Below are 14500 nucleotides of genomic sequence, written 5' to 3' on the forward strand. Positions count from 1 at the left end.
GTAGCGCGTTATGAAGCAAACGATCGTTTTTGCCATGGTTGCAGTGTTGTCAGCGAGCTGTCTGTTACCCGCCGAAGCGGCATTAACGGTCAATCGCTCGCGGGTGATCATGAATGAAGGGGACAAGAGTGTCAGCATGACCGTCACCAACCGTAACACCCGCGAGCCGTATCTGGCCCAGGTGTGGATTGAGGACGAGGCGGAAAACAAACTGACCAGCCCGATCATGGTGCTGCCGCCGGTACAGCGTATTGAGTCCGGCGGCAAGAGTTCGGTGCGCATTCAGGCGCTGCCTGAGCTCGACAAGTTACCTAAAGATCGCGAGAGCGTGTTCTGGTTCAACCTGCGGGAAATTCCGCCGCGCAGCGATAAACCGAACGTGCTGACCCTGGCGCTGCAGACGCGACTGAAAATTTTCTGGCGTCCTGCATCAATTGCCGTCGATCGCAAAACGGACACCGTGCCGGGGATGGATAAAGTGACGCTGGAGCGTAGCGGTAACCGCTATGTCGTGAACAACCCGACCCCTTATCACCTGACCTTCGCTGAAGGGCGTAGTGCGTTGAAAGGCAAGGGGAAAGACGGATTTGAACCAGTGATGGTGGCGCCGAAGAGCAAGGCCACGCTGAGCCTTGGCGCGGATGCTTTAGGTAATGCGCCAGTGCTGGTGTTTGTTAATGATTACGGCAGCCTGCGTCTGCTGCCGTTTCAGTGTGCGGGTTCCGCCTGTAAGGCGCAGCCTGTCATTACGCCGGAATAACTGGCTGGAGGGATAAAGTGAATACATGGAAATTGATGCCCTTTGTCGCCCTGTGCTGTCTGGCCGGTATATCCGTCAGTAGCCAGGCGGCAGATGGCGGCACCACCACGCTGACCATCACCGGCAATATCGTTGAGCCGGACTGTGTGATTAACAATAACCAGCAGATAGTGGTGGATTTTAAAGAGGTGATGACCACCCGCATTGACGGCGTGAGTTACAAACGAGAGCAGATTAACTACACCCTGACCTGTGACAATCTGATCCGTAATACGCTGCGCATCACCCTGAAGGGGACTGCCGGTTACAACGCCGGCCTGTTCAATACCGATGTCACCGGTCTGGGTATCCGGGTGACCAATGCGTCCGGTACGGCTATCGCGCCCAACGGTACGGTGGATTTTACTTATGTGGACGGCGGTACGCCGCCGGTGCTGTATGCAATACCGGTGGCGCAGAACGCCGCCACGCTGCCGAACGTGGATTTCAACGGCTCGGCGACCATGGTTTTCAGCTATCTGTGAGGATGACCGAATGAATCAGTTAACGGCAGGTTTGCTGCTGCTGGGGGCTGGCCTGGTCGGGATAACTCCGGCGATGGCGGCCAGTGACGCAGAGATCATTTTCAAGGGCACGCTGGTGACGCCGCCGGGGTGCTCGATTAATAACGACCAGACTATCCATGTCCCTTTCGGGGATCGTCTTTCGATTAAAAAAGTCGTCGATGGTATCTACCGCGAAGAGGTGAATTACAGCCTGGATTGCGAAAATACCGTGGGTCGCGACTGGAAACTGATGCTCAGCGTGCGCGGTACCCAGGCGACCTTTGATACCACTGACCGGGCCACTGTGGCGACCTCAGCAGGCAATATCGGCAACCTCGGGGTGAAGATCTTCCGCGACGGTCAGCCATTCACCTTTGACACACCGGTGGAAATCAGTCTGGCGTCGAAGCCGAAAATCGAGGGGCTGCTGGTGCAGCGTCCCGGCATTGAACTGGCGGAAGGGCCGTTTGAGGCCACGGTAACCCTGAGAGCGGAATACCTGTAATGGTCATCGGGCTGCGGAACATTATGTATAGCAGTAGGGTACTTATGGAAAAGAGAAAATTATACCGATTAATTCTGGCTGGCGGCGCTATTCTGGGCGGCTCGCTGTTTTTTTCCGCGCCGGCATCGGCGGGGAGCTGTACGACCCGCTTTGGCGGATGCCCGGTAGTGACCTCTGTGACTCACCAGTCCGGGAATACTTATGTGGTTAACTGGGTAAATGAGAGCACGGCGCAGGAATGGGTAGCCGCGAATAGCACTGGAGTACAACCGTGGGGGCTGTATTTAATCACTAACTATACGTACAGCAGCCACTATGTGCATGGGGGATCGTATACGCCGCTGATGACGGTGACTCGTAACGATGCCGTCTGGGAGGATGGCTCAGGAGATAACTGTAATTCCTCTGCTGTGAGTGATCCGAACGGTACCTATTGTGCGCATTCGAACTGGGCAGTGCGTTTTCTGATGAAATATGGTTTTTCCGGTACCCGAACCGTGGAGATACCGGCGGGTGTCACCAACTCCTGTCTTGTGTTTGGTAAGCCTGGACTTGGGGAATTCCTTACCGTTTATACCGGATATGCGTCATATCCGGTCTGTGGACCGGGAGGGGTCGGCGTTCCGGAACCTGAACCCGATCCGGAGTGGTGCGGGATGAGTACCAGCGCATTGACCTATGATTTCGGCGATATGGCGCCGGCAGGGGTAGCCGGGCAATCATTGACCCGCACGGCAACCATGACCTGCAGTAAAGCCGGTTTGACTTATAACCTGTATCTGTCCAATGTCTCTACTACCGGGCGCAATACGCTTAACCTCGGGCGCGGGGTTACCGCTACGGTCAGCGCTAATAATCAGTCGTTGCAGACCAATCGCACATCTGGCGGTACCACGAATTCGCTACAGGTGACTGTCACTCTGAGCGGTACTCCAACCAGTACCGGCGATATTAGCGGTACCGGGATTCTGGCGGTGAATTATTTATAACTGTGCCGTAATTACACCGGTCGGTTATTTCGGTTCAGGTGGGTAAAGATATATTTTTTTACCCGCCGTATTAGTAGTAATCCATAGCGTCTTTCTCCCGTCCGGGAGGAGAAGAAAATAGTTTTAGCAATAACTCTGGAGCCAGGGAAAATAATGAAAAAATCAGGATATATAGCCGTGATTGTGGCGGGATTATTTTTAACCGGTTGTGCCCCGAAAAAAGCGCCATCGCTGGTTACTCAGACTGCCGAAGCCGTCGCGCCGCCGACCAATCCGGACGGTGAGGTGGATATGGTGCAGTGTGAAAAAGAGCTGAGCGCGCTGTCGTCGGTAAGCCCGGCAAAATATACCGATCTGAAAGCGCGCTTTGAGCGCGTGATGCATGGCGCCTCCGGCTATACCAATGTGCGCGGTTCGGTAAACCCGGAAACCCGTAACGCCATCGATGCCCTGTATAAATTCCAGGCCGTGAAACTGTGCTCGGAAATTCGCGCCGAGATGCTTAAAGGTCTGGCGGCAAAACCTACAGGTGAGAATATCGAATGAGTCGCAGAGCAGGGAGGCTTCTGATCTTGATTCTCGGGATCACTTTGATTCCCTGTTCGCAGGCGGATGTTCTCAACTTCGCCCGCGACTGGACGCAGCGGGAGGAGGAGCGCCAGCCGGCTAAGGCGCCCCCTTCAACCCCTCGCCAGAAGCCGGCGCCGCAGAAAAAGGCCGAGCCGGCAACGCGTCAAAAATCTGACACTCCGCGCCAGAGCCAGGCCCCCGCGGCCCGCCAGACAGCTCCGCAGAAGAAGCCGCAAACCCCTGCGGCCGCACCTCGTCCGGCAACGACGAAACCCACGACACAGCCAGAAAAAACCGAACCGGTCAAACCCGCGGCGCAGCAACCAGAGAAAGCCGAACCGGTCAAACCCGCGGCGCAGCAGCCAGAGAAAGCCGAACCGGTCAAACCCGCGGCGCAGCAGCCAGAAAAAACCGAACCGGTCAAACCCGCGGCGCAGCAGCCAGAGAAAGCCGAACCGGTCAAACCCGCGGCGCAGCAGCCAGAGAAAGCCGAACCGGTCAAACCCGCGGCGCAGCAGCCAGAGAAAGCCGAACCGGTCAAACCCGCGGCGCAGCAGCCAGAGAAAGCCGAACCGGTCAAACCCGCGGCGCAGCAGCCAGAGAAAGCCGAACCGGTCAAACCCGCGGCGCAGCAGCCAGAGAAAGCCGAACCGGTCAAACCCGCGGCGCAGCAGCCAGAGAAAGCCGAACCGGTCAAACCCGCGGCGCAGCAGCCAGAGAAAGCCGAACCGGTCAAACCCGCGGCGCAGCAGCCAGAGAAAGCCGAACCGGTCAAACCCGCGGCGCAGCAGCCAGAGAAAGCCGAACCGGTCAAACCCGCGGCGCAGCAGCCAGAGAAAGCCGAACCGGTCAAACCCGCGGCGCAGCAGCCAGAGAAAGCCGAACCGGTCAAACCCGCGGCGCAGCAGCCAGAGAAAGCCGAACCGGTCAAACCCACTACGCCAGCCAAACCCGCGGCTCCACAGACGCCGCCAGCGCCAGCCGTTTCCGCTGATAAGCCAAAAGCGCCGCCGGTGACCCGGGCTCCCGTTGCTAAGCCTGGCGCTACCCCGGCGTCGCGTGACCAGCCATTGCGCTTCAGGCCAGCGTCCGGGAGCGCGTTACCCGATGCCCGCCAGTTGGCGAAGTGGATCAATGTGCTGGTACAGCATTTGTCGCTTGCGCCGCAGGAGGCTGAACTGCGCGAGCGTTACCTGGCATTACGCGGCGATATCCAGGAATTGACGGAAAAACTCACCGCCAGTGAAGAACAGCACCAGCGACTTATCCGCAGTCTGCCGGCGCAGCAGCGCGAATTGCAGAGCACTCAGGAGAAACTGACCGAGGCCGCAGAAAAAATCGCCGCGCTGGAAGCCCGCTCGCAATCGCAGCAGACATTGCTGGCTGCGCTGGAGGAAGATGCCCTACGGGGACAGTCGCTGGCTCAGGCGGTCACCGCGCTGGAAGCGGAAAAAAGTACCCTGACGGAGACATTGACCAGTCTGGAGCAGGAAAAACGCACCTTAATTGCCTCCCTTGAAATAGAGAAACGGGAGCAGCAGGCGCTGAAGGGCACCCTCGACGGGTGGGAGCAGGATAAACAACAACTGGAACAGGCGCTGGCGCAATTGAAAGATGAAAAGCTGGCGCTGGAGCAGGAGCAACAGCGGCTGGCGGCCTTACAAACTCAGCAGGGCGAGGAGACGCTGGCGGAGAAAGAGCAGGAGCTTCAGCGGCTCATCACCCAGGTGAAACAGCTCGAAGACAAAGAGCAGCAGTGGCAGCTACTGACCCGTAAGCTACAACAGAGTCTGAAAGAGGCGCAGCATCCGGCGCTGCCATCCAGCGACGTCGGGCTGGAGGATTTCGCCGCCGGCATGGCGATGGGGCTGGATATTCTCGATCTGCTCGAACATCGACACGAGCAGGGCGTGAACGTGGACAGAACGGTTTTTCTGGCCGGGATCGCTGAAGCGGTACGCGGCGAGCGTCGGCTATCGCAGGAGGCGTTTGAGGGCCATCTCGCCCGGGCGAACCAGCGCGTACAGGATGCGATGCAAAAAATTGAGCAGCAAAGAGAAGCGCACGATCGGGAGTGGCTGGTGAAGTTCATTGCCGAGAAAGGCGTTAAAGCGGCCGGGCAGGGAACCTGGTACCGGGTTCTGCATACCGGTGAACGACAACTGCAAGAGAGCGATGCGGCTAACGAGTTGACCATCGCGGTAAATCGCCGCCTGTCGGACGGAACGCTGATTGCTGATTCCGATATTTCCGGGCTGGTGTTGCAGGAGAAATTGGCCGACTTTCCCGACTGGCTACAGGTGGTGATTAAAGATATCCGTCTGCACGGAGAAGCGGAGCTGGCGGTGAAGGTGAATGATAACGGTGAGCCCTGGGAGCAGGGAAACCGGGTAGAACACTGGCGCATTCGGGTCGTTGAGGGAACCGGGTAAGGTTTACCCGGTTGACGCGCCTGGCGGCCTACTGCGCTACACACATAATGAACGGCGCATGGAGGTCGCCAATGCTATAGGCATTATGGAACTTAGTGATCTGCACATAATGGTTTGATTTATCCAGCCAGGGGATCTGTAAAAATATTTCCGGCGTGGTGTTTCTGTTGTTTTTGATACTGGTAATCGCGGAAATAAGAAAGACATTACCGCCGCTGTGCTGATACTGATAATTGACCTCTCTTTTTATCTTACTGACGCCGGAACGATTAAACACGCTACCGTCAATGGAAAAGTAGCCGTTACCGTCCTTCTGAAACTGGATAACCACATTCGCTTTAATGTAGGTATTATCGTCTTTATCGGTGTAGTAAAGATCGGCGTTACACCTGAAGTTCAGGGATGTTGTTTCACTGTTATAAAAATAGATAAACTCAGTAAACACCAGCGTGATGATAACCATTACCAGTGCAATTGCCATCCGTATATTACGCACCTTAATTCCATTCATTGTCATAAAAATCCTTACACGATAGTAAGTTATCTTCACTGGTCTGGCAGGCGCTTAAGAATACCTTTCCCGCTTCACCATACAACACCCGTTCCTGTAGATGCAGATAAAACACGGTATTGGCATAACAATTTAGCTCTGATGCTTTTAAAATATTGCGGGTAATATTCAGCGCCCGGCCACGGTTTTCCTGATAATCCCTGGTGGCATATACCGGGCAGGAGCCAATATCGCCAATGTCGCCAATGTAAAAAGTTTCCTTTTTGAGACCTATTTCCAGACGGTCGTGAAGAATAAATGACACAGATAAATGTAAGATAAAAGCCAGAAATATTAACGCGCTACATAATATAATGCCCTGTGATGTAAATGATAACATCTTAAATACCCGGGTGACGCTGATGCCGGAAGGGTGAGATGTACTGTTCTTTTCCTCTTCTGGCGCGGCGGATTCATCGCCAGACGGGGTGGGTTCGTCGTACAAATTTTCGGCAGTGGTCCGTGGAGATATACACTCGATGGAAACATTCTCATTTAATGTAAATCCGACTTTCGGCCGTGTCTGAATAGTGTCTTCCGGCAATCCAAGGCGCAGCAGCGCACGGCGGATCAGCGAGATATACTGGGTCAGGCTATTATTCGATGGTTCAAGACCAAAATTATCCCAGACTTTTTCCAGTAAGAATTCCCTGGTCACAACACGCCCATGATGTTCTATTAATACCCATAGTAACCTGCTGGCCGTCGCGGTCAGTATCACTTTGTTTTCATGGTCGGCTTCATGCCACAGCGCACCGTCTTCCGTACGGTATGTCACTGTTTTATCAAGAATATACTTCATTCTGATGACTTCCTCTTACCGGCTAAGGAATCCGGGCTCTTCTGCTGTTTATTTGTACAAACGACCAGGAAAAATCCGCACCCTTATCCTGGAAGGTATATATAAACACAGGCGTTTTTTTGTTATAAAAATCTAAAATTGCGTTTTTTATAGATGATCTATCTATAATATATGGTTCTGAATATATAATATTTCAATTTGTCTTAGGCCTGGTATTATAGCGTTAAAACAAGCAGTTAATCGCAAACTGCGGATTATAACCTAGCATGATCCTTAGGATGCTATTTCTTAATTTAGCAGAACATTCTTATATTAGGAATGTTCACAGGTGTTAGGAATTTTCATCGCGCGAGCGATGTCGGTCAGACCACTAAGGTATTTGAGTTTTCTGCGTATCGATCTTGTTGTGCCACAGGGAGGTAGATGAATGCAGTCGTGCAGATCAGCCGATTTCAGAGGAAATTCACTGGTATGACGACAGTAATGAGATCTTTTCCATAATTTCTAATTCTAAACATCAGGCATCAGATTTATTTCTGAAGGGCCCGGATTCATTTATTAGCAAAGGACCTGAATATGATAAATGATGATAAAATGTTCTCTTTACAAGTGTACATCGCAACAGAAAATAACTATTTCTCTCAGGGAATCATCTTTTTATTAACTGAGTTATTCAATGAAGAATATCACCACGACATATCCGTGTCGCAGGTTGATGAAATAGCTGCCGCAGATCTGATTTTCCAAATGAGCGCGCCCGGGGAAAAAGCATTTGACTGGGTGGACTGCCAGCGGTTCCAGTCTGAGGATGACTATAAAGTCGCTATGCTGAGTAAAAAGCGGGTAACCGTCTATCCGCGCAGTGAGCATTACGACCGTAATTTCCAGTGCCCGATAGTCAACGCGGTGATTGCGTTGAAGGATTCCGTCGCCGTCATTCGCCGTCGCCTGTATATGATGTTCTTTGCCGATACATTGTGCGGGGCGCAGGATTTACGTAATGCGACCTGTGGCGGGTGTACCGGACAGAATGCCCTGACCTGGCGGGAACAGCAGATGGTGGGATATTTCCACCTCGGGCTGGGTTCGGCTGAGGTGGCCCGGTTGATGGACTGCAGTATTAAAGCCATCAGTAATTATCGGCGTGCGGTAATGCGCAAGCTGAATATTAAAAACCACTCTGATTTCGCCCTCTGGCTGGCAACCAAATCGGTTGCGGAAAAACATGCCAGTATGGTGAGCCAGCAGGCGTACTCGCAGGACAATGATGGCGGGAGTTGGCAGGAAAAACTGGGCGATGAGGCGCCGTCAGGCGTCGCGGATGAGAAGGATCGGGTCGTTCGCAGTATGCGGCGCTTAATTGATGAACGTCTGCAGAGCCGTGAAATCAATGAAGATATCTGGTTGACCACCCGTGAAATCGCCAATGAAATGGATATCAGTATTTACAGCATGCGTTATTTACTGTGCCAGATGGAAAATAATGGCGAAGTGACCTGTACCCAGACCGGGAAAGGGCGCAACAACACGCTGCGCTGGCAACTGGCGGGATAATCGGCAGTCGTTTTTTTAAAATATTATTTATATTTTGAGAATATAGCGAGCGTCGAGTGGTGTTATTTTTCAACATTGATGTTTCGGTGCTGCTGTATGTTGTTATTATCTGGATGAAAAAGGAAATATTATGGAAAAATTACATCAAACGTTCATTAAAAACGTAGTGGCCATGGCATTAACTGTAGGAATAAGTGGTGTCGCAATTGCTGATAGTACAGTCATTGGTGGGACAATTTATTTCGAAGGTGAAATTGTCAATACCGCCTGCTCGGTTCAGATCCCAACATCTGGCCAAAAGGTAGAGCTGGGTCAGTATCGTGCCGCTGCACTGGAGACTAACACCTACTCTTCTGCCACGCCGTTCACTATCCAACTGGATGATTGCGATACTGATGTGGCTGAACACGCCTCTTTTGCTTTTAAAGGGATAGCCGATGCCGATGACAGTACGGTTCTGGCGGTGAACAACAGCCAGGGCGGTACAGCTGCTACCGGTGTAGGGATTGAAATTCGCGATAGTTCCAATACCGCGATGGATATTACCGGAGCGACCTTTGGCAATAAGCTGGCGCTGGTTGACGGCACTAACTATGCCCAGTTTACCGCACTTTACAAAGCCACAACGGGTACGGTGACCGCAGGCCGCGCTGATTCGGAAGCATTGGTTTACGTGCAGTACGAGTAACTTACGCTCAGGGATAGACAGGCAGTCAGGGACGACTGGTTAAACGTCCACAGAAGGATATTTAAGGAAGGTTGCTATGCGGCTGAAACTGTCCTCTGGTTGCATCATGCTGTTTTTGGCGGCGGATATCTGCCAGGGGAGTGTGACCGTGGCTGGGGGAAGTGTCAGACTTGAGGGGGCGATTACCGCGCCGGCGTGTGTGGTCAGTGCTCATAGTCAACTTCAGCATATTCCTATGGGACATCATGGCAGTCATCAGTTCACGGGTATTGGCAGTTATTCCCGGCCCACTGAATTCAGCATCACGTTACATGACTGTACGGCTCGGTTTGGGCAGGAGGTGGCGATTCAGTTTCTTGGCCAAAGTGACACCAATGATCCGGATGTATTCCGTACCATCAATGCCCAGGGGATAGCTACGGGGATCGGTCTGGCGTTGTTCGATGAGCAGGATGAACTGTTGGCGCCCAATATGCCGTCACGCTATTACCCGTTGTTAAATCACGGGGTCACAATACTAAATTTTAAAGCACGTTACCGCGCCACGCGGAGCGATATTTATCCAGGGATAGTCAGTGCCTGGACATGGTTTACGCTGACCTATCCTTAGTGGTTTTGTGGTTGTCGCTTAAGGAGGAGAGGATGAATAGGTTGCCTCAAAGGATATTTCAATGGCACAAAGCGGCTTTCATCGCACTGTTATTTGCCCCCCTGATGGTGCAGGCTGGGGGTATTGCGCTCGGTTCCACCAGGGTTATTTATCCTGCCGATAAAAAACAAGTTTCCCTGGCGGTGATTAACAGTGACGATAAAACCAGATTTCTTATTCAGTCCTGGGTGGATGACAACCGGGATAAAAAGACTGGCGATTTTGTTATTACTCCACCGCTATTTACCAATAACCCAAAAAGTGAAAATACGCTACGCATCATGTATGTCGGACCTGGTACATTGCCCCAGGATCGGGAAAGCGTTTTCTGGGTGAATGTGAAGGCAATTCCTGCCGCTGAGCGTAGTGCTGTGGAAGGACGCAATGTGCTGCAACTGGCGGTGCTGTCGCGTATCAAACTTTTCTGGCGTCCTGTAGGGCTAACGGGTAATCCAGCAGATGCGCCGGCTGAGCTACGTTTTCGCCAACAGGGCCGTACGCTGACGATCAATAACCCTTCCGCTTATCACGTTTCACTGGTCAACCTCTGGTCCGGCGCGCACAAATTACCTAACACCATGGTGGCACCGAAAAGCAGCGCCTCGCTAACGCTACCATCCTCAGCGAGGGGCGAAGTTCGTTATCAGACCGTGAATGACTACGGCGCGACAACGCCATCAGCCAGAGCGGTAATGCAGTAGTTAGTGGATGGCAGCTGATGCACACAGGGAAATTCGCAGCAGATGACAGAAAGCCACGGATCTCCTACAGGAGCCAGACGATGAAATATGTTGCTCGTATCGCAGGCGAAAGGAAAACGCCAGACGGGACGCGAAGATATGCCGTCAGCCGCGTTCCGTTGGTCGGGTGGCGCAAAGTATTGTCGCCACTGGCGCTGTGTATCGGGCTTATCTCGTTCGGGGTATATGCCGATCTATACTTCAATCCAGGCTTTTTATCTGATGATCCCGACGCAGTGGCTGATTTATCACGCTTTGAGCAGAATGAAGGCCAGGCGCCGGGACACTATCGGGTTGATGTTTACCTGAACAATGTGTTTATCGATACACAGGATGTGTTGTTTGAGACGACACCACAGGGCCAGGATTTCTCTGGTAATGGCAATGATACCGGGCTAAGGGCCTGCCTGACCGCCAGCCGCCTGGAGACTTTAGGCGTTAATTTGCGCGCTTTTGTGGATATCGCTGACCTGGAAAATGAGGGATGTGTCCCTTATACCCAGCTTATGCCCGCCGCCAGTGAGTTTTTCAACTTTGAGCAACTGCGACTGGAGTTGAGTATTCCCCAGGCCGCGATGATGAATAGTGCCCGCGGTTATATTTCCCCGGAAAAATGGGATCACGGTATTAACGCCGCGCTGATCAACTACAGTTTTACCGGCAGTAATACCCGGGGAGACACCAATAACGATAACTACTTTCTTAACCTACAGAGCGGGCTGAACATTGGCGCATGGCGGCTGCGGGATTATTCAACATGGAATTACAATCGCGCCCCGGGTCAAAGTCGTAGCACCTGGCAGCATATCAACACGTATGTCCAGCGTTCGATTATTCCACTGCGAAGCGAATTGACCCTTGGAGACAGTTATACTCCGGCGGATATTTTTGACAGCCTGCGTTTTCGCGGTATTCAACTGGTCAGCGACGATAATATGTTGCCGGACAGCCAGCGCGGCTTTGCGCCGACGGTACGTGGGATTGCCAAAAGTAATGCCCGGGTGTCGGTGCGACAAAATGGCTATGTTATCTATCAGACTTATGTCTCTCCTGGAGCCTTTGAAATCGACGATCTCTTCCCGACTTCAAACAGCGGTGACCTGCAGGTGACAGTGACCGAAGCTGATGGTAGCGAAGAGCAGTATACGGTGCCGTTTTCATCCGTTCCGGTGTTGCAGCGTGAAGGACAAGTAAAATACGCCCTGACCGCCGGCCACTATCGCAGCGGCAACAGCAATCAGGAGGAGCCGAAACTGGGTCAGGGAACGCTGATTTGGGGGCTTCCAGCGGGTGTCACTCTGTATGGCGGCGGCCAGTGGTCGGAGGATTACCAGGCCTGGGCGCTGGGAGGGGGCAAAAATCTTGGACTATGGGGGGCTCTCTCCTTTGACGTGACCCATGCTGACAGTCGGCTGGCAGATAAGAGTCGACATCGTGGACAGTCGCTGCGTTTCCTGTATGCCAAATCGCTGAATGAGTTGGGTACCACTTTCCGGCTGCTGGGGTATCGCTATTCGACCTCCGGTTTTTATACCCTGGATGAAACCACCTATCGCAAGATGAGTGGCTATACGGCGGACACCCAGGACGGGCAGATTCACGTTACGCCATCGTGGCAGGATTACTACAACCTGCGTTACAACAAGCGCGGTAAATTCCAGGCGACGATATCGCAGAAAGTGGCCGATAGCGGGTCACTGTACATTACCGGCAGCACCCAGAGTTACTGGAATACCGGCCAGACGACGGATTTAATGCAAGTGGGGTACAGTGGTAATTACCGCAGTCTCAACTACAGCCTGAACTATAGCTACAGCAAGAGCCCAGGATTTGGCGAGGCGGATCAAATGTATGCGCTGCGCTTCTCTCTACCGCTGAATATCTTTGCCGGGGGCGCGGCGCGCTATAGCCGTAACACCGCTCATCTGTCTTACAACAATAATACCGATCGCCACGGCAGGATGAACCAGTCTCTGGGCCTCAGCGGCACCTTGCTGGATGACGGTAACCTCAGTTACAGCCTTCAGCAGGGATATGGTAATCACCATGTCGGCTACAGTGGTAACGCCAGCGCACATTACCGGGGGAGCCTGGCGAACCTCAGCGCTGGTTATAACTATAGCGATGGCTATCGCCAGGTTAACTATAGCCTGAGTGGTGGGGTGGTGGCGCATGCTAATGGCCTGACCCTCAGCCAGCCGCTGGGAGATACCAACGTACTGATAAAAGCGCCGGGGGCCGGTCATGTCAGCGTTGAAAATGCCACCGGCGTCCGTACCGACTGGCGCGGTTATGCGGTGATCCCCTATGCCACAGCGTACCGGCATAACCGGGTAGCGCTGGATACGAATACCCTTAACGATCATACCGATCTGGATGGGGCCGTAACTAACGTGGTCCCGACCCGCGGCGCGTTAGTACGTGCCGAATTTACTGCCCGCAGCGGGGTACGGGCATTGATAACTTTGCGCTATAACGGCAAGGCGGTACCTTTCGGCGCTACGGTCAGCCAGGCTGATGGTCGTGGTAGCACCATTGTCGGGGAAGATGGACAAGTCTATCTGGCAGGACTGCCCCTTGAGGGAACGCTGACCGCTCAGTGGGGCACGCAAGCTCACCAGCGGTGTCGGTCCAACTGGCAACTGGGGAAAGAGAGTCTGGAGAACGCCATCAGCTATATTACTGCGGAGTGTGTACCATGAATCTATTAACCTGTTTTCGACACCGCTGGTGGTGGGGATGCGGCGCTCTTCTGGCTCTGTGGGGAAGTTACGCTCAGGCCGCTTCCTGTCGTCCATCGTCCGGCAATGCCGTGACCAATAATTATAATATTTCCCATACGTTGAATGTGGCGCAAAACGTGGAGGGTTACTCTTTCAATATTAGTTTAACTAACCGGCCGCAGATATCTGTGAGGTGTGACTGTACCGGCAGTGTCAGCTATACCTACCGCAGCTATATCACGACGTTTCCTCATGTTTCAACGGAGGGATCCTGGAAATACCTGCGCCTTAATGACTATCTGGATGGGGCTATTCAGGTGGTAGATGGTACTTTCGGGGCATTTTACCCGCCTGGGGAAAATTTCAGTTTTGGCCCCTATCCGGTTCCTTGCACCGGGTTTGGCGTGTCGGATACTAATATGACGCTAAAGCTGAAAGTGACGCGTCCGTTTGTCGGTACGGTGGAAATTCCTTCGTCAGTTATCTTTACCGTGTATGGCGCTACCACCACCACGGCGCCCAGAACACAGCCGGTTTACTATATGACCTACAGTGGCACTATTACCGTGCCACAAAGTTGCAAGATCAATGCCGGGGATATTATCACGATGGATTTTGGTGATATTTCCGCCGGGGCGTTTAAAACCGCCGGCGCCAGGGCTCAGGGCGTTAACCCGATCACGCGTGCTATGACGGTAAGTTGCAGTAATATTTCCGCTCAGTCGCTGCTGACCATGCGTATCCAGGCTGACGAGGCCTTCGGAGATGCTATTGTTTCGAACAATAGCGATGTCGGATTCGTGGTTGCAGATAGCGCTGACACGCCGTTAACTCCCAACGATATTAATAAATATATTCCCTTTCAGTTAGACAATGCTGGTAACGCCAGTTTTAATTTGAAGGCCTGGCCGGTGAGTATCACTGGAAATATCCCGGCGGAGGGACCCGTCAGCGCCAGGGCTTATCTGCGAGTGGATTTTGATTAAGGGAGGC

14 protein-coding genes are annotated in these 14500 nt (G+C 53.0%); 12 read left to right on the forward strand and 2 right to left on the reverse strand.

The annotated features are described in order from the left end of the window. Nucleotides 1–10: 10 nt before the first annotated feature. The 6 genes from AQ981_RS09140 to AQ981_RS09165 all read left to right on the forward strand — a co-directional run bounded on the left by AQ981_RS09140 (nucleotide 11) and on the right by AQ981_RS09165 (nucleotide 5801). Entirely contained in the window at nucleotides 11–760 is a 750-nt protein-coding gene (locus AQ981_RS09140; RefSeq protein WP_058911441.1) for a fimbria/pilus periplasmic chaperone, read from the forward strand. A gap of 17 nt (nucleotides 761–777) precedes the next feature. Continuing rightward, complete coding sequence (locus AQ981_RS09145) at nucleotides 778–1284, forward strand: fimbrial protein (protein ID WP_249226296.1); 507 nt, start codon at nucleotides 778–780, stop codon at nucleotides 1282–1284. Nucleotides 1285–1294: 10 nt separating this feature from the next. After that, nucleotides 1295–1810 (forward strand): fimbrial protein, encoded by a 516-nt coding sequence (locus tag AQ981_RS09150; protein ID WP_058911442.1) that lies wholly within the window; start codon nucleotides 1295–1297, stop codon nucleotides 1808–1810. Between the two features lie 44 nt (nucleotides 1811–1854). Further along, on the forward strand, nucleotides 1855–2799 hold the full coding sequence (locus AQ981_RS09155; RefSeq protein WP_154675923.1) for a hypothetical protein: 945 nt from the start codon (nucleotides 1855–1857) through the stop codon (nucleotides 2797–2799). Between the two features lie 153 nt (nucleotides 2800–2952). Beyond that, nucleotides 2953–3345: a hypothetical protein gene (locus AQ981_RS09160; protein ID WP_058911444.1), complete on the forward strand. Its 393-nt coding sequence runs from the start codon at nucleotides 2953–2955 to the stop codon at nucleotides 3343–3345. Further along, nucleotides 3342–5801: an FKBP-type peptidyl-prolyl cis-trans isomerase N-terminal domain-containing protein gene (locus AQ981_RS09165; RefSeq protein WP_154675924.1), complete on the forward strand. Its 2460-nt coding sequence runs from the start codon at nucleotides 3342–3344 to the stop codon at nucleotides 5799–5801. The genes AQ981_RS09160 and AQ981_RS09165 overlap by 4 nt, the downstream gene beginning before the upstream one ends. Nucleotides 5802–5829: 28 nt before the next feature. Here the strand turns inward: AQ981_RS09165 and AQ981_RS09170 are convergent, their stop codons facing one another. Then, nucleotides 5830–6282: a hypothetical protein gene (locus tag AQ981_RS09170; protein WP_154675925.1), complete on the reverse strand. Its 453-nt coding sequence runs from the start codon at nucleotides 6280–6282 to the stop codon at nucleotides 5830–5832. Nucleotides 6283–6298: 16 nt separating this feature from the next. Next, the gene (locus AQ981_RS09175) at nucleotides 6299–7153 is read right to left on the reverse strand and encodes a winged helix-turn-helix domain-containing protein (protein ID WP_058911447.1); all 855 of its coding nucleotides are present in this window, start codon (nucleotides 7151–7153) and stop codon (nucleotides 6299–6301) included. A gap of 576 nt (nucleotides 7154–7729) precedes the next feature. Between AQ981_RS09175 and AQ981_RS09180 the strand changes: the two genes are divergently transcribed. From AQ981_RS09180 to AQ981_RS09205, 6 genes are all read left to right on the forward strand, one after another. Continuing rightward, nucleotides 7730–8707 carry a helix-turn-helix transcriptional regulator gene (locus AQ981_RS09180; protein ID WP_058911448.1) on the forward strand — a complete coding sequence of 326 codons (978 nt, stop codon included), beginning with the start codon at nucleotides 7730–7732 and terminating at the stop codon, nucleotides 8705–8707. Between the two features lie 130 nt (nucleotides 8708–8837). Continuing rightward, nucleotides 8838–9395, forward strand: coding sequence for a type 1 fimbrial major subunit FimA (gene fimA, locus AQ981_RS09185; RefSeq protein ID WP_058911449.1), 558 nt, complete (start codon nucleotides 8838–8840; stop codon nucleotides 9393–9395). 76 nt (nucleotides 9396–9471) lie between these two features. After that, nucleotides 9472–10005 (forward strand): fimbrial protein, encoded by a 534-nt coding sequence (locus AQ981_RS09190; RefSeq protein ID WP_058911450.1) that lies wholly within the window; start codon nucleotides 9472–9474, stop codon nucleotides 10003–10005. A 32-nt stretch (nucleotides 10006–10037) separates the two neighbouring features. Next, on the forward strand, nucleotides 10038–10745 hold the full coding sequence (locus AQ981_RS09195; protein ID WP_121500637.1) for a fimbria/pilus periplasmic chaperone: 708 nt from the start codon (nucleotides 10038–10040) through the stop codon (nucleotides 10743–10745). A gap of 80 nt (nucleotides 10746–10825) precedes the next feature. After that, nucleotides 10826–13486, forward strand: a complete 2661-nt coding sequence (locus tag AQ981_RS09200; RefSeq protein ID WP_082683170.1) for a fimbrial biogenesis usher protein — start codon at nucleotides 10826–10828, stop codon at nucleotides 13484–13486. After that, a complete protein-coding gene (locus AQ981_RS09205) occupies nucleotides 13483–14493 on the forward strand; it encodes a fimbrial protein (RefSeq protein ID WP_071608851.1) in 1011 nt (336 codons plus the stop codon). The genes AQ981_RS09200 and AQ981_RS09205 overlap by 4 nt, the downstream gene beginning before the upstream one ends. Nucleotides 14494–14500: the final 7 nt, after the last annotated feature.

Source organism: Entomohabitans teleogrylli, from assembly GCF_001484765.1.
In the GTDB taxonomy this organism is placed as follows: Bacteria; Pseudomonadota; Gammaproteobacteria; order Enterobacterales; family Enterobacteriaceae; genus Entomohabitans; species Entomohabitans teleogrylli.